The organism is Acinetobacter sp. WZC-1 (assembly GCF_052544965.1).
On the sequence record NZ_CP199370.1, the window covers coordinates 423596 to 438838 of the forward strand.

Below are 15243 nucleotides of genomic sequence, written 5' to 3' on the forward strand. Positions count from 1 at the left end.
TCCTATGAAAGCCATTCCTTACATCCTTTCAGCTATTTTACTTCTACTCGCATGGCTTCTCCCCATCCATAAAATACCGTGGACCACTTTCGGTAGTGAAATCCTGACCTTTCTTGCCGGGTTGGCATTGTTGACGGCTTTTTTTAAACAGCCGCTGAAGATTGCAAAGCCCCAGTTAATGGCGGGTCTTTTTCTGCTGATTCCACTGGTGCAGTGGTTATTTGGGCAGGTGCTGTATTTCAGTAATGCCCTGTTATGCACGGCCTATATTCTCATGTTCTGGCTGATGGTTGCTGCAGGTTATAATCTGGCTCTGGAGAATGGCAGAGAAAACGTACTCAGGTTATTCAGTGGATTACTGATTGTTGTTGCAGTGGCTTCCAGCCTGATTGCCATTTTACAGTGGTTGCAGTTCAGCACATATTTTTTCCCCTATATGGATCTGTTCAAGGGAAATCGGCCCTATGCCAATTTTGCGCAACCGAATAATTTAGCTACATTTCTGACAATGGGGCTGTTAGGTTGTCTCTATTTTTATGAAAAACGCATTGCTTCAAATCTTATTTTAATTCCGGTTTCATTGGTACTGATTTTCAGTATTGCTTTGACTCAGTCCCGGACCTCATGGGTGGTCTGTCTGTTTATCCTGATTTATCTGGGTATTCAGCAGTTTAAGCAACCCCGACTGTTCAGTTTTATAAAATTACTGAGCTGGGTTGCTGTATTTGTTTTCATGATCAGTGTGTTACCTGTATTGAATGACTGGATCGAATTATTTTTACAGCAACAGGTTGCAGAAACAGCCACTGTGGTGGAACGTGCTTCTTCCGGGTATTTACGTCTGGATATGTGGTCTCAGACGCTGATCGCGATTACTGAACGTCCGTGGCTGGGCTATGGCTGGAATCAGACGGGAATGGCGCAGATTGCTGCATTTGATTTATATCCTTCACACGAATGGTATAAGAGTGCACATAATCTGGTGCTGGATCTGCTGGTGTGGAATGGTATTCCATTGGCTGCATTGATTCTGCTTTATCTGGCGAGCTGGTTGTTCTGGCTGAATAGAGGGATAAAAGACGCGGAATCACTGGTTGCCACGCTGATGGTCTGTGCCATTCTGATTCATGCCATGCTTGAATACCCAGTTCACTATGCTTATTTTCTGCTGCCCATGGGGTTCCTGCTCGGGCTGATTCAGGCGCAATATCCACGTTTACCGGCAATCAATTTCAATACATTGCTGTTGCAGTGCCTGTTGGTGCTGGGATTGATTCTGACTGCTGTGGTGTACCGGGATTATGGTTTATACAAACAACAGAGTGTCTTGATCACATCGAAGATGCCTTTAAATGCATCTCAGCAAAAAATTATGGATCAGAATATCCTGGTGCTGACGCAGTTCCGGGAGCGGGTATGGTGGATTGGTCTGGATCCGAAGACCCGCATGTCAGACCAGCAATTGGCTTACATCGCCCGAATGGTTGCCAATATGGCATCAGAGTATGATTTATATAAATATGCACAGTTGCTTGCCTTTAATGGCCAGCGGGCAGAGGCTGAACATCAGTTGTGGATTTTAAAGCAGCTACATGGAGAGGAGCATCATTATCAGGAATTGCTGATGGACGATGCAAAATAAATGAATTTCTTTTACTGCCGGTGTGTAATTCCATTCTGTACCGGCATTGCCCATTATGGATAGTGCTGGATACCGAATTACATCACTGCGATCAGTTTTACAATTTTGTACTTTATGGTCGTTGCTGTATATATGTTTAACCTCTTTCCAGGATTTTATTCTGTGCTTTAATTGAAAGTAATTTTCATTGATGTGAATGATTTAACTATATCAACGATACCTGGATTATAAGCAATTGACCATAAAAAAATCCCCGATGATGATCGGGGATTCTCTTATGGTGTAAGTGTATTTGTTTCAGTACATCACTGATTACATCTGGCTTTGAATATAATTTTCAATACCGGTATGTTCTGTCAGATCCAGCTGAGTGGTCAGCCAATCCCAGTAATCTTCTTCTTTTTCCAGAATTTCCTGTACCAGATCACGGGTGACATAATCCATATTCTGTTCAGCAATCTCTACAGCAGTTTTAATGGCATCAATATTTTCTTTTACTTTGCGCACATCACAGTTTAAAACTTCAACCGTATGCTGGCCGATATACAATTTACCCAGATGTTGCAGATTCGGTAAACCTTCCAGAAAGAGGATTCGTTCAATAATTTTATCGGCATGTTTCATCTGGCGGATGGATTCTTTATATTCGGCCGATCCCAATTGTTCAATACCCCAGTCATTAAACATGCGGGAATGCAGAAAATACTGGTTGATTGCTGTAAGGTGATGAAAAAGCACCTGATTCAGCTGATTAATGACGTCACGATTGCCTTTCATGCTTTAAACTCCGTTCAACAATTCACGCCCTAATCCTGATTAAGGCCCATTGGATGTGGCTATATTAAACAAGTTCAGCCTGGCTTTCGAGTGATTTATGGAACGGCAAATGAAAATCGCAATCAAAAACAATCATGCTCTGTTCGGACAAAAATAAACCCGCTCTGAGTCGAAGCGGGGGAGGAGAATGATCCTGAGATCATCTGGGATATTGTTATCGTTATCGGGAGATATTTTTATTGTCAGTTTAATTCATGAGCAATCTGGTCATGAGCCATGAAATAAGTGCAATGATGCTCAGGCAGCCACAGAGATCCGTGCTGCAATTTCAGCAAGTTCTTCATTAATAATGCTGCGGGCTTCAGGGGCGCAGCGACCACAGCAGGTGCCAAGATCAAGCTGTTCGCGGATGTCGGCATAGCTGTCTGCACCATCAGCAATGGCATCTCTGATATCCTGATCTGTAATGCCACGGCATAAGCAAACATACATAAGCATAAATCACAATGTTAAATGCAATAGTTAATATTATTGATAATTATTATCGTTTGTCAACACAATTCATCTGTAATTACTATGAAGATGATTGGCATTTCAAATAAAAAAATACCACCTGATCGGCGGTATCATCTGCATCAGAAATCAGGATGCGGGCATTGATACTTATTGATTGATGATGACAATGCCGTCCATCTCAACCAGTGCATCTTTGGGTAGACTTGCCACCCCCAATGCCGCACGGGCAGGATAGGGCTGTGCGAAATATTCGCCCATAATCTGATTGACCAGTTGAAAATGAGCAAGATCAGTCAGAAAAATATTCAATTTGACAATATCTGTCAGTGAGCTGCCTGCCGCTTCACATACGGCTTTTACATTGTCAAAAACACGCCGAATCTGTGCTTCAATACCTTCAACCAATTGCATGCTGTAGGGATCCAGACCGATTTGACCCGAGAGGTACAGCGTATTTCCGGCTAAAATCGCCTGAGAATACGTTCCGATTGCAGCAGGGGCATTTTCAGTATGAATCACTTGGCGGGACATCGATTTTTTCCTTTATTTCAGTTCAATGGAGCGTCAGGCATTATGTTCATGAAAATACCCGGTAGTCAATTCCATTAACATGCCCTGGAGACTTCATTGATGGTAACGGGCATGGCTAAGCGGATAATGCGCGGGAAACCATAATGCATCCGCAATTCACGGATAATTTTTGCAATCTGACGGCGGTTGTTGATCACGATATTGACGTAGGTTTTGCCTTCGTGCGCGCGGACGGATTCAACCCCGATATTTGATTTTCTGCATAAATAGATCAGTTCGGAAATCTGTTCGTCATTCAGCATCAGATCAATACTTAAATAAGCATTGAAATTCACATCCGTTTCTGCTTCGGAGGTCCAGTGCAGCAGCATAATATTTTCCGGATGGAGATGTTGTTCATGCAACAGATTATGGCAGCGGATACGATGCACAATTAAACCACGGCGGGACAAATGCCCCTGAATTGGATCACCCAGCACAGGATTGCAGCAATGCGCATATTTGACATCAATACCGTCCGTTTCCTGAATCAGGCGGTCACATTCCGGATTTTCACTGCCATGATCCTGGGCATATAAATGGTTGGCCACCAATTGAGGCAGTAAATCACCGACTGCAATCTGTTCAAACAGCGCCTCCCTGTCAGGAACGTGGCGCCACTCCAGTAAGTTAATCCAGTCTGATTCGGACAGATCGGTTACCGAACGGTTAAAGAGCTTTAAGGCACGGTTCAGGGCCTGTTGCCCCACCAGGCGCTGTTCATCTGCATCCTGTTCTTTCAGGATATTCTGTAAGGCACGCCGGGCTTTTTGTGTATTGATGAAGCTGAGCCAGTCAGGGTTGGGCGTTGCCAGTACATCCGTAATAATTTCAATCACCTGTCCATTGGACAACGGGGTAGACAATGGCCGGAGTTCACCATTGATTTTTGCACCGACCGCGTGGTTGCCCAGAAACAGGCTGGCCGAATAGGCAAAATCAACCACAGTGGCGCCCTGAGGCAGCTCATGCAGCTGACCATGCGGGGTGTAGACCCAGATTTTTTCCTGGTGCAGATAATCGAGTAAATCGTTAAATGTGGTTTTGGCACATTCTCCACCCACCAACACGTTCAGATTCTGCATGGAAGCCTGAATGGCTGAACGGCAGGCCTGTGGCGCATTTTCACCCAATACCACACCAAAACGTGCCGCCTTACGCATTAGTTCCGTCTGAATGGTGAGCGAAAGGGTGGTTTTTTCCCCTTTGAGCTTCAGCATCAGCGATTGATTGCCGCCGGGCAGTGGACGCCGGATATGATCCTCATAATCCAGCACCTGAAAATTTTCACTCAGGGCTTCTTCCAGACGATCACAGTCAGCAATGCTCTGCAAAACAATTTCAAAGGCGTGGCTGTGGGTCAGTTCCTGCAGATCGATTTCATTTTTGACAAAATGGCGGAGCAGTTCAATATTGTTATTTTTCTTTTTAATGCGGCCCTGAATATTATAGGTGTGCAGTAAGTCAGCGAGATTCTGCTCCCAGAGGGTCTGGTATTTACAGCGTTCAGGCCGGGTTTGCCGCAGCGAGTCCTGCACATCATTGTACATATCCAAATCGAGATTCTGATAACACAGATGTTCCAGGTTATCGGCCATTTCATTCATGCCGACCAATCGGGCCATTGGAACAAAAATATCAAATGTTTCCTGGGCAATGCGTGCCCGTTTGTCAGGACGCAGCGCATCCAGGGTGGTCATATTATGATAGCGGTCAGAAAGTTTGATAATAATGACCCGTGGGTCCTGCAGGGTTGCCTGTAGAATCTTTCTGAATGATGCTGCCTTATTATATTCCTTGTCACTGGAAGAACTGAGTTTGGTAACACCATCCACCAGTTCAGCAACAGTTCGGCCAAACTGCTGGCCAATATCCTCTTTGGTCAGTTCGGTGTCTTCAATCACGTCGTGCAGCAGGGCTGCCATCAGGGTTTCTGCATCCATACGCATATGTGCAAGAATACAGCTGACCGCAATCGGGTGTACCACATACGGCTCACCGCTTTTACGGGTAATTCCGTCGTGTGCAATGTCAGCAAAATCACAGGCCGCAAGAACCCGCTCGATATCGCCCGGTTCTAAATAGGCATCGATAATCATATTGAGCTGTTGTCTTGCTTGGCTGACCTCTTCGCCTGGCATATTACTCACACCTGTTTCGGGTTGCAGAAGATGACAATACTTTCCCAATCTATTAATGAAAAGCATATTGCGTCACTTGTCAATTTTTTAAAAAAGAAAAATTCTATTTTTTAACAAAAAAACCGGAATTTGTCTAATTTTTCACATACACGGCTGCAAATAAAAAAGCCCAGTATTCAAACCAGGCTTTATATAAAAATTCAGACCTTATTGGAAGGAGAAACTTTCCAGATTTAAGCTGTTTGCAGACAGGGCCATATCCAGGCTGGAGGTTTGATAGTCCTGATCACGCTGCTTTAAAATTTCTTTGGTCACATGACCTGAGGCAATTTCACGCAGCGCAACCACAGTGGATTTGTCATTGTCCCATTCCACGGTCGGTTCAATACCCTGACGTGCCAATTGACGTGCACGTTTGCTGGCCACCAGCACAAGCTCAAAACGGTTGTCTACGTGGTCCAGACAATCTTCAACAGTTACGCGTGCCATAGGTAGGTATTCCCGGTTGAGTGCAAATTTAATATAGACTGCATAGTATAAAATGCTTTGCTGACAGACTCAAGTTTGATCGGTGTCTGGATGGATTAATTTCTGAATGAGGCTTTCATGCCGGATTGCCTGCTGTTTCAGAGTCAGGCGATTGGCATTTACCACGGATTCCAGGTCATGCAGTGCCTTGTTGAAGTCATCATTGATAATAATATAGTCAAAATTAACATATTGCTGCATATCTTCAACGGCACAGCCCAAACGATGTTCAATCACGTCAACGGAGTCTGTCCCCCGGTTTGACAGCCGCTGACGCAGATCAAACTGTGTAGGCGGTAAAATAAAAATCTGTCTGGAGTCCGGGAACAGTTTACGGACCTGGCCGGCACCCTGCCAGTCAATCTCAAGTAACACATCATGGCCTTTGCTCAGCTGCTCTTTTACCGTGCTCTGAGAGGTACCGTAAAAGTTACCGAATACCTCGGCAAATTCAATGAATCCGCCTTCTTCCACCTGAGACAGGAACAATCCCCTTTCGGTAAAATGATAATGCACGCCATCCAGTTCGCCGGGACGTTGTCCACGGGTGGTATGTGACACAGAAACGTGCAGATTGCTGACACGCTCAAGCAGGGCTTTGACAAGGGATGTTTTGCCTGTTCCCGAAGCAGCAGAAACGACAAACAGGAGACCCGACATGATATTTTCCTGATATGATAAAATATCTTCTCTATTTTAGAGTAGACGGGAATCAAACAAAATAGCCAGCTGTCATTTGTTTGCATTTTCAGCAATAAATTTTATTTGCAAATCCAATTGAACTCTGAGGGTGTTATGGAAATTGTATTGGCCAATCCGCGTGGCTTCTGTGCTGGTGTAGACCGGGCAATCGCAATCGTCAATCGGGCACTTGAGTGTTTTAATCCACCAATCTATGTCCGGCATGAGGTGGTACACAATAAATTTGTGGTGGATGATCTGCGTCAGCGGGGGGCAATTTTTGTTGATGAGCTGGATGAAGTACCTGATGACAATATTGTAATTTTCAGTGCGCACGGCGTATCGAAGGCGGTCCAGCAGGAAGCCGAACGCCGTGGTCTGAAAGTTTTTGATGCGACCTGTCCACTGGTGACGAAGGTACATATTGAGGTGACCAAATATGCCCGTGAAGGGACCGAGGCCATTCTGATTGGTCATGAAGGCCACCCTGAAGTTGAAGGGACAATGGGCCAGTACGATAAAAAAAATGGCGGAAATATTTATCTGGTTGAAGATGAGGACGACGTTGCATCCCTGACTGTACGTCATCCTGAACGAGTGGCCTTTGTGACGCAGACTACCCTGTCGATTGATGACACGGCCAAAGTCATTGATGCGTTGCGTGAAAAATTTCCGGAAATTCAGGGCCCACGTAAGGATGATATCTGTTATGCCACACAAAACCGTCAGGATGCTGTCCGGGATTTAGCTACTCAGTGTGATGTGGTGCTGGTGGTTGGTTCGCCGAACTCCTCCAATTCCAACCGTCTGCGGGAACTTGCAGAGCGCATGGGCAAATATGCCTATCTGGTGGACAATGCAGATGAGCTCAGACAGGAATGGTTTGCAGGGGTGGAAAAAATTGGTGTGACAGCGGGAGCATCTGCCCCGGAAATTTTAATTAAACAGGTGATTCAGCGCTTACGTGACTGGGGCGCAACAGCTCCGCAGGAGCTGAAGGGACGTGAAGAAAATATTACCTTTAGTTTGCCAAAAGAATTACGAATACAAGTGACCCAAGCTTAAATTTAAGCTGGTTTTTTAAAGCAGATAACTGAATTTTTTCAGTTATCTGCTTTTTTATGCCACTTATCCATCTTGTATTGGTTGTGTAAAAAAAACAGTTATGATTTTCATTGGGAAAAGTCGTATTGCAATGGGGATGTGATGCAAAAAAATCGGGGATTCACCTTAATTGAGTTGATGGTGACGATAGCTGTTTTGGCGATTATAGCTTCAATTGCAGTGCCTTCTTTTTCTGATTTGGTGCAAACTTATCAATCCAACCAAAGTAAAGAACAGATGATGAAAGCTTTAAAGGAGGGACGAAGTCGTGCTGCTGCCCTTAAAGCGTCAGTTATGGTTTGTCCTGATAAGGATGGGTTTAATCAGCAAATCACAAAAAAAATTTGTTTAACAAAATCAGGTGTTAATAGCTCAGATGTTTCAAAGTATATTGATGATAATAGAGTTGTTTTGGCAGCTATGGATAAAGTGGTAAGTGTCAGTGGTGATATGAATGTTGTTTTTAGTGCTATAGGTTCATCATTGGATAATGCAACAAGTATAAGTCCAAAAGCTAGAAAAATAGCATTGTGTGGAAATAAAGAGTTATCTGAAATAACAATATCTATTTTAGGAGTTGTAACTTCTGAAAAGAATGGAGCATGCTCATGAAGAATAAGAAAAATCAATTGGGTGTGGGCTTGGTTGAAGTTTTAGTTGCTCTGGTTTTACTTGCAATTGGGGTTTTGGGATTTACTGCTTTGCAGTTAAGGGCTGTGGATGCGACTGGTGAAGCGCTTATAAGATCTCAGGCAACACTAATTTTAAGAGGGTTAACAGAAAGTATTCGCGCTAATCCTGATGGTCAATCAAGTTATCCTGCTGCTGTAAAAGGTTATATTGGTGTGGGAGAAAAGTCTCCCAAAAAAAAATGTTTTAATGAAACGTGCACACCAGCAGAAATGGCGGCATATGATGCATATTTGGCTGCTGATGCAGCCTCTGAGTTAGGTATTAGTATTACAATGACCGATTGCCCTGGGGTAGGCAGTACAATTAAAAGACAATGCCTATTCGCTGCCTGGGATGAAACTGCATCGAAGTTAAAAGCAAGCGATTATAGTGCCTGTATGAGTAACAGTGGAACATATGAGTTTACTGCAAAATGCCTAATGATGGAGGCATATTAAATGAGATTCAGGACGAAGCACGAAATAATGGGACCTCAAAAGGGTTTCACACTAATTGAGCTGATCGTTGCTCTTGCTATTGGTCTTATTATTAGCGCAGCAGCTTTGCAATTGTTCACAGGTGGTTTAATTACTGCAAAAATGCAAGAAGCAAGTGCCGAGTTGCAAGATAGTGGTGTGTTCGGTGTCGATTATATTGCCAGAGATATTCGTCTGGCGAATTTTGGAAATGTAAATAATCCTGTTTTGGATACAACAACACCCAATGGTGGAATTATTTTTACCAGTGGGGATCCTGCTTTAGGTAAAGCAAATTTACAGTTAAAAGATGTCAGTGCAGGATTGTTAACAAAATCAGGAGGTCCTTCTGGTACCGGTTCAGGTAGTGATCAACTGACAATTATGTTTCAGGCACCCAATAAAATGATGAACTGTGAAGGTAGAGAAGTACAGACTAATGAGTATGTTATTCAACGGTATTTTCTTAGAGGAAATAATGGTGAGTTGGCATTAGCTTGCGATGCAAACAGAACAGGAAGCAGTGTTCCTTCCATTGCTGGATTAAATGATTCAAACAATGGTGAAGTGATTATGCCGAGAGTGGATCTTGTTAGATTTTACATCGGAGCAAAAGCTGGAAATAATTTTAGTTATTATACCATTGAACAATTTAAAACAGCAGTAAATGGGGCAACTTCTCCAGATATCCCGAGAGTTGTATCCATTAGAATGATGGTTCTGGTCCGTTCCAGAGATCCAATTACAAATAAAAATATAGATCCTTCTAAAGAAAGTTTTAATTTCCCTGATGGTGCTGTGACTTTGAAAGATCAAAGTACCAAATACTTACGCCGTTTATATACAACAAATATTGCTTTAAGAAATGGCCTGGGAGAGAAGATTTATGAAACATCGAACTAACCTAAGCACGCAAAAAGGTTCGACCATCATCGTTGTGATGATGATGTTGTTGCTATTAACGGTCGTGGGGGTCATGGCGATACGAACCGCTATGATAACATTGAATATTGCGACAAATGCACAAATTGGTCAGCTTTCAGGTCAAACAGCAGATACACCAATTAACCAGGTTTTTTTAGAAGATTTAAATAAGCAAGTGAATCTTTCAAGTGTTATTGGTAAGGCTTTGAAAGATGCAGATACAGAACCTGGTAAAGAATATGTTTTTTGCTATAAACCTAAAGTAAACACTCGCTTTGGTTCGGTTATTTCCATGGCTGTGCTTGGAAATACAAGTTCTGGCGTTGAGCTGGTTGAGGGAAGTACCGATAATTTTTGTAATTTAACCACTGACTTTGGGAGTGCAAGAAGAGGGGTGGTTACACAGGTTTCTATTAAAATTCCAACAGATACAGCGGATTTACCGCCTTTAGCATTACTCGCAAGAAATATTAATGTCAGTGGTGGTCAAACGATTCCACAAGGCATTACTGAGCAAAAACGTATTCGAATGACGACCGTAGCAGTGATGCCGATCTACGCTAAAAGTCTGACGGCTGCACAGGCTTGTCTTAAAAACAATCTCAATGATAATGCTGATACTGAAGTTAAGGCGAAACAAACTACAGCACAATGTTTAGTCAATCTTGGTATTCCTGTAAATAGCCAGGTACAAGAGTTTAATTTGCAAACATTTATAAAAATGGTTAAAGCACCAGTATAAATTCAGGGGAATGTAAAATGAAATCTAAAAAGCTTGCCGCCTCATTGAGTTTTGTCGGTAAACAAAAAAAGTTAAATTCAGGCGGGGTTGGATTTACAGCATTTATTGGTACATTCCTGATCGTTTCTTCGGTCACTCAGGCAAATGATTTACAGATCTATGCTGCACCTACGGCAGGAAAAAAGACCTTGGTGATGATGTTGGATACATCGGGCAGTATGGGGCCAGCGAGTGGCAGTGGATTCAGTTATAAGGATGACTATGGTTTAAACTGTGGAATCAGTTATACCCAAACGGCTTTAGCGACCTTAACCACAAGGCTATCAGGTCTTTCTAATAATAAAGCATATCGGATCAGTTCAGGAACAGTACCAAGTTATGAGCGTAACTTTTGTTATGTATCTTCCGGTTCGGCAACAGCTACAGTTAAAGACGAGGTTTCTGGGTGTGAGCAAATTAAAAATTCGAGTGGAACTATAACAGGATATCAATGTTTAGACCGATTGACTCGATTAAAAGATGGAATGTTTGCATTTTTAAATAGTGAGGATGCTTCATTACGACAAGTTCGTGTTGGTTTAGGGAATTATTCTGCTGGTGGGGATGGTCGAAGTGGTCAAATTTTAGTCCCGGCAAAAGAATTAGAAGAAGTAGATTCTGATCAAAGAACAGCACTGAAAAATGCACTTAAAGATTTAACAGCTTACAATGGTACTCCAACGGCACATGCTTACGCCGAAGCAGCTGCGTATTTAATGGGAACTAACACTTTACAATCTGTCAGTTTAAATAATGCACCAGTTTTCTTTTCATATTCAACTGGGGGGAGGTGGCCAACAACTTATAATTATCAATGTAATCAATGGAATAATGTAGGAACAAATTGTACTTCCTGGAGTGGCGTCAGTTCCATTAATGCAAGTGGTTTAACACCCCAATCGTGTATTATAAATGGTAATAGTGGCACATGTTATAAAAAAACAGGCACCATATTGTTTTCAAATAACGATAGCGGATTTAGTAAATCTGCTGATACCACTAAAATCGGCGATAAGACCACATATGCATCACCTTTACCTGATGTTGCAGATCGACAAAGCTGTGATGGGCAAGGTGTTTACATTCTTTCGGATGGTGCTGCGAACTCTACAAGTGAGACCAGGGCTGGGGATTTGATGTCAGTCTCGCTGGGGGCATACGGTAGTGATTTCAGTTGTGGTAGTGGACTTGCTGAGGGCTATGATGGAAACAATCCCGGTGGTTGGCGTTGTATGGGGGCACTTGCTCAAAAATTATTTGATAAAACAAAAAACCCAACAGGTGTGTCTATCCAAACTGCTTTTGTAGGTTTTGGTAATGAAATGAATAATATAGAGAATGGGTATGTAGAAAATGCTTGCAGACTCAGTTCCCGTACACAGGATGATCGGACTTCAGATGATCAGTGTTCTCCAACAGCACCGAGCTATAAAACCCCTAACCCAGGTTACGGTAACGGTGGTTTTTTTATTGCTAAAGACTCAGATGAAATTACCAATAGTGTTATTCAATTTATTGATAACTTGGGGAGAAATCCAATTAACCCATTGTCAACGGGAGCAATTTCTGTTCCGGTTGATGCATTAAGTCCACAAACATTTCAGCCATATGGTTATTTAAGAGCATTGGAGCCGAAACCAGGTACGCAGAATATTACGTGGACTGGAAATTTAAAAAAGTATGACATTCTGGGGGGTGCACTAAAGTCTGGTAATAACTTTGTTTTCCAGACTGATGGTAAGCTTAATCCTGTTTCTAAAGATCTTTGGAATAAAACATCTCTTACTGATGGTGAGGGAATTACAGTTGGAGGGGTATATTCCAAACTTAAGTTACCAACGATCACAAGTCCCAATGGATTTAGATCATTATTTTCAGATATTAAAGCTGTAGCATCGGGTGGGGCAATTACGACTACAGATAAAAATTCAGATTTATTATTAATTACCCAATCTGCAACGACTGGAGATCAGCTGTTAGATAAATTTAAAACAGACAGCAGATTGAAAAATTTACCTCTGAATATCCAGTTAAAATTATTGAATTATTTAGGTTATGACTTAAGTCTCAGTGCAACAAAGCTTCCAGATCGTTTAAATGCTCCTAAAGAAGCATTTACTTCAATGGGCGCGAGTATTCACTCTTTCCCTGTACAAATGACTTATAAGGGAACACTTGATGCTGATGGGAATTTGAAGCCTACGCGGGATCAATCAGTACTTTATGGCAGTATGGAAGGTGCATTACGTATTGTGGATACATCTACAGGCGAAGAACAAATGGCATTTGTTCCGACAGAAATTTTGAACGATGGAAGGCTGTCAAAAGCACTTAGGAAAGGTGAGTCGGACAGAAATGGAGTAGCACAGGGTATTAACGGCCCCTGGATATCTGACTCTGCCTATACTGTGGTAAGCGAGAGTGATACAGAAACCTCTGTGAAAGCTAACAAAATGAATGTCTATGGTGGCATGCGTATGGGAGGGAAAAGTTATTATGGTTTGGACGTACTTAACCCTAAATCGCCAAAACTACTGTTTCAGGTCATTGGGGGGCAAGGTGATTATGCAAGTATGGGACAGACATGGTCTAAACCAATATTAGCGAATATTCGTTATGATAATAAAATTACCCGGGTCATGATTGTTGGTGGTGGCTATGATCAGTGCTATGAAAATCCACGTTTTAAATTTGGTACTGCAAATCCTGCTGAATATGGAGGGGGTTGTAATAAAACGGTTGCTGAAGGAAATGCAGTCTATATTATCAACGCTAAAACTGGTGAGAGAATTTGGTGGGCGAGTAATACAGGTGCTAATACTAATAATGCAAATATGACTCATAGTGTTGTAAGTCGGATTAGTACACTTGATCGAGATGGGGATGGACTTGTTGATCATTTGTATTTTGGAGATTTGGGGGGGCAGGTATTTCGCGCTGACCTAAATAATGCAAAAGACACATCAACAGCAGCTTTTGGAAAAAGAGTTGTACGTTTAGCGAATTTAGCTACAAAAGCGGATGGAACGATCATCCGTAATGGGGATCAACCTCGTTTTTATCAACCCCCCACTTTGACTGTGCACGATCAGGGAGCCTCTACATTTGTTGTTGTTGGTATTGCTTCTGGAGATCGTAGTACGCCATTGGATGTTTCCCCGGTTAGAGGTCGTGAATTAATGTTACCTTTAAAAGAGTTAACAGATCGCCCAACCAATAAAGTATATGGATTGATAGATCGGGATGTTGCAGAGAAAGGTCTTTTTACAGGAGAACTGGATACTACAACAAAGGCCTATAAGGATATTGAGTTGAAAACGACTGATATCACTTTAGAGTATTTACAGGAAAATCCTCAAAAAATATCAGGTATAGTTGCTCTGAAGTTCTTTCCATATGCAAAAACTGGTTTGCAAGGTTGGTATCGTTCACTATCTGGTGATTATAATGGGAATCCAATTGCAAATCGAACCCCCGGAGGGCTAAAAGCCTTTGAAGAAGAGCCAGTAGCTATGACAGGGCGATTAATTATTCCTGTATATGATCCAGAAGGAACTGGTGTTGATAACAAACAGAATCCTTGTCAGCCACGTATCATTGGTGAAAGTAACACTCAACAATTCTGCTTACCTTTTGGAGCATGTCTGGATTCAAAAGGTAATGTAGATTGGGAGATTGAGAAAAGCACAGGATTCCAGATAAAGGATGGTAGAAATCTCAATATATTAGGATCTGGTATTCAAGGTATTACTTTTGGTCCAGATGATACGAATAATGGTGGGAACAATACGAATACAGGTAATAATTGTGGTGCTTTGACTTTGCTGGGCTTACAACAAGGGAAAGGAAGATGGGAGTGTAATAAAATCCTGAATCCAATTCGATGGTATGAAAAATATGTTGAAGCTAAATAAAACTAATCAATATGAGCCTGTGATAAGCAAAACTTATCACAGGAGGGATGATGGCTTTACATTGATAGAGATGATGGTTGTTGTAGTTGTGATTGCAATTTTAGCAGCAATTATTTATCCAAATTATCAGGATTATGTTAGAAGAGCGGCAGCGGCACAAGCTCAACAGGAGATGCAGAAAATTGCAGAGCAATTAGAGCGTTTTAAATCTAAGAATTTTACATATCAGAATTTTGATTTAAAAAATGTATATGGCTTGAATTCTTCGGATGAAATAATGACACCAATTGGTTCAGCAGGAGATAAAATCAAATATAAAATTACAATCAAAGATTTATCAAATCCAGATTTATCGCTTACAGCTTCAAATGCATCTGGTTTTGGTTGGGCTATTAAAGCGGAGAGTACGGATATCAAAAACTATAACTTATTGATGACAAGTGAAGGGCTCCGTTGTAAAACAATTGATAGCGTAACATATACTAATTGTACTGGTGGCACAGTCGAATCATGGTGA

The 15243-nt window shown here is 42.0% G+C and carries 14 protein-coding genes; 8 read left to right on the plus strand and 6 right to left on the minus strand.

Features of this window, described 5'->3' with window-relative positions:
- Positions 1-4 precede the first annotated feature (4 nt).
- On the plus strand, positions 5-1642 hold the full coding sequence (locus tag ACT6PV_RS02010) for a Wzy polymerase domain-containing protein (RefSeq protein WP_445114838.1): 1638 nt from the start codon (positions 5-7) through the stop codon (positions 1640-1642).
- Positions 1643-1954: 312 nt separating this feature from the next.
- Here the strand turns inward: ACT6PV_RS02010 and bfr are convergent, their stop codons facing one another.
- The 6 genes from bfr to gmk form a co-directional block, all read right to left on the minus strand.
- A complete protein-coding gene (gene bfr / locus ACT6PV_RS02015; RefSeq protein WP_445114839.1) occupies positions 1955-2419 on the minus strand; it encodes a heteropolymeric bacterioferritin subunit Bfr in 465 nt (154 codons plus the stop codon).
- 297 nt (positions 2420-2716) lie between these two features.
- Entirely contained in the window at positions 2717-2911 is a 195-nt protein-coding gene (locus tag ACT6PV_RS02020; RefSeq protein WP_445114840.1) for a bacterioferritin-associated ferredoxin, read from the minus strand.
- 171 nt (positions 2912-3082) lie between these two features.
- A complete protein-coding gene (locus ACT6PV_RS02025; protein WP_445114841.1) occupies positions 3083-3466 on the minus strand; it encodes a RidA family protein in 384 nt (127 codons plus the stop codon).
- A gap of 74 nt (positions 3467-3540) precedes the next feature.
- Positions 3541-5646, minus strand: coding sequence for a RelA/SpoT family protein (locus ACT6PV_RS02030; protein WP_445114842.1), 2106 nt, complete (start codon positions 5644-5646; stop codon positions 3541-3543).
- A gap of 207 nt (positions 5647-5853) precedes the next feature.
- Entirely contained in the window at positions 5854-6135 is a 282-nt protein-coding gene (gene rpoZ / locus ACT6PV_RS02035) for a DNA-directed RNA polymerase subunit omega (RefSeq protein WP_445114843.1), read from the minus strand.
- Between the two features lie 69 nt (positions 6136-6204).
- Complete coding sequence (gmk, locus tag ACT6PV_RS02040) at positions 6205-6834, minus strand: guanylate kinase (protein ID WP_445114844.1); 630 nt, start codon at positions 6832-6834, stop codon at positions 6205-6207.
- Positions 6835-6969: 135 nt separating this feature from the next.
- Between gmk and ispH the strand changes: the two genes are divergently transcribed.
- From ispH to ACT6PV_RS02075, 7 genes are all read left to right on the plus strand, one after another.
- Positions 6970-7920: a 4-hydroxy-3-methylbut-2-enyl diphosphate reductase gene (ispH, locus tag ACT6PV_RS02045; RefSeq protein ID WP_445114845.1), complete on the plus strand. Its 951-nt coding sequence runs from the start codon at positions 6970-6972 to the stop codon at positions 7918-7920.
- 141 nt (positions 7921-8061) lie between these two features.
- Positions 8062-8571: a pilus assembly FimT family protein gene (locus tag ACT6PV_RS02050; protein ID WP_445114846.1), complete on the plus strand. Its 510-nt coding sequence runs from the start codon at positions 8062-8064 to the stop codon at positions 8569-8571.
- Positions 8568-9089 carry a type IV pilus modification protein PilV gene (gene pilV / locus ACT6PV_RS02055; protein ID WP_445114847.1) on the plus strand — a complete coding sequence of 174 codons (522 nt, stop codon included), beginning with the start codon at positions 8568-8570 and terminating at the stop codon, positions 9087-9089. Before ACT6PV_RS02050 ends, pilV begins: the two co-directional genes overlap by 4 nt.
- A 27-nt stretch (positions 9090-9116) precedes the next feature.
- Entirely contained in the window at positions 9117-10010 is an 894-nt protein-coding gene (locus tag ACT6PV_RS02060; RefSeq protein ID WP_445114848.1) for a PilW family protein, read from the plus strand.
- A complete protein-coding gene (locus tag ACT6PV_RS02065; RefSeq protein ID WP_445114849.1) occupies positions 9994-10773 on the plus strand; it encodes a pilus assembly PilX family protein in 780 nt (259 codons plus the stop codon). Before ACT6PV_RS02060 ends, ACT6PV_RS02065 begins: the two co-directional genes overlap by 17 nt.
- Before the next feature lie 17 nt (positions 10774-10790).
- The gene (locus ACT6PV_RS02070) at positions 10791-14726 is read left to right on the plus strand and encodes a pilus assembly protein PilY (protein WP_445114850.1); all 3936 of its coding nucleotides are present in this window, start codon (positions 10791-10793) and stop codon (positions 14724-14726) included.
- On the plus strand, positions 14710-15243 hold the full coding sequence (locus ACT6PV_RS02075; protein WP_445114851.1) for a type IV pilin protein: 534 nt from the start codon (positions 14710-14712) through the stop codon (positions 15241-15243). Before ACT6PV_RS02070 ends, ACT6PV_RS02075 begins: the two co-directional genes overlap by 17 nt.

Excerpts from the sequence above, each read along its gene's own strand:
- ACT6PV_RS02020 (WP_445114840.1), bottom strand. The coding sequence starts at position 2,911 with ATGTATGTTTGCTTATGCCGTGGCATTACAGATCAGGATATCAGAGAT.
- gmk (WP_445114844.1), bottom strand. The coding sequence starts at position 6,834 with ATGTCGGGTCTCCTGTTTGTCGTTTCTGCTGCTTCGGGAACAGGCAAA.
- ACT6PV_RS02010 (WP_445114838.1), top strand. The coding sequence starts at position 5 with ATGAAAGCCATTCCTTACATCCTTTCAGCTATTTTACTTCTACTCGCA.
- ACT6PV_RS02070 (WP_445114850.1), top strand. The coding sequence starts at position 10,791 with ATGAAATCTAAAAAGCTTGCCGCCTCATTGAGTTTTGTCGGTAAACAA.
- ACT6PV_RS02065 (WP_445114849.1), top strand. The coding sequence starts at position 9,994 with ATGAAACATCGAACTAACCTAAGCACGCAAAAAGGTTCGACCATCATC.
- ACT6PV_RS02060 (WP_445114848.1), top strand. The coding sequence starts at position 9,117 with ATGGGACCTCAAAAGGGTTTCACACTAATTGAGCTGATCGTTGCTCTT.
- ACT6PV_RS02075 (WP_445114851.1), top strand. The coding sequence starts at position 14,710 with ATGTTGAAGCTAAATAAAACTAATCAATATGAGCCTGTGATAAGCAAA.
- ACT6PV_RS02050 (WP_445114846.1), top strand. The coding sequence starts at position 8,062 with ATGCAAAAAAATCGGGGATTCACCTTAATTGAGTTGATGGTGACGATA.
- rpoZ (WP_445114843.1), bottom strand. The coding sequence starts at position 6,135 with ATGGCACGCGTAACTGTTGAAGATTGTCTGGACCACGTAGACAACCGT.
- ispH (WP_445114845.1), top strand. The coding sequence starts at position 6,970 with ATGGAAATTGTATTGGCCAATCCGCGTGGCTTCTGTGCTGGTGTAGAC.
- pilV (WP_445114847.1), top strand. The coding sequence starts at position 8,568 with ATGAAGAATAAGAAAAATCAATTGGGTGTGGGCTTGGTTGAAGTTTTA.
- ACT6PV_RS02025 (WP_445114841.1), bottom strand. The coding sequence starts at position 3,466 with ATGTCCCGCCAAGTGATTCATACTGAAAATGCCCCTGCTGCAATCGGA.
- bfr (WP_445114839.1), bottom strand. The coding sequence starts at position 2,419 with ATGAAAGGCAATCGTGACGTCATTAATCAGCTGAATCAGGTGCTTTTT.
- ACT6PV_RS02030 (WP_445114842.1), bottom strand. The coding sequence starts at position 5,646 with ATGCCAGGCGAAGAGGTCAGCCAAGCAAGACAACAGCTCAATATGATT.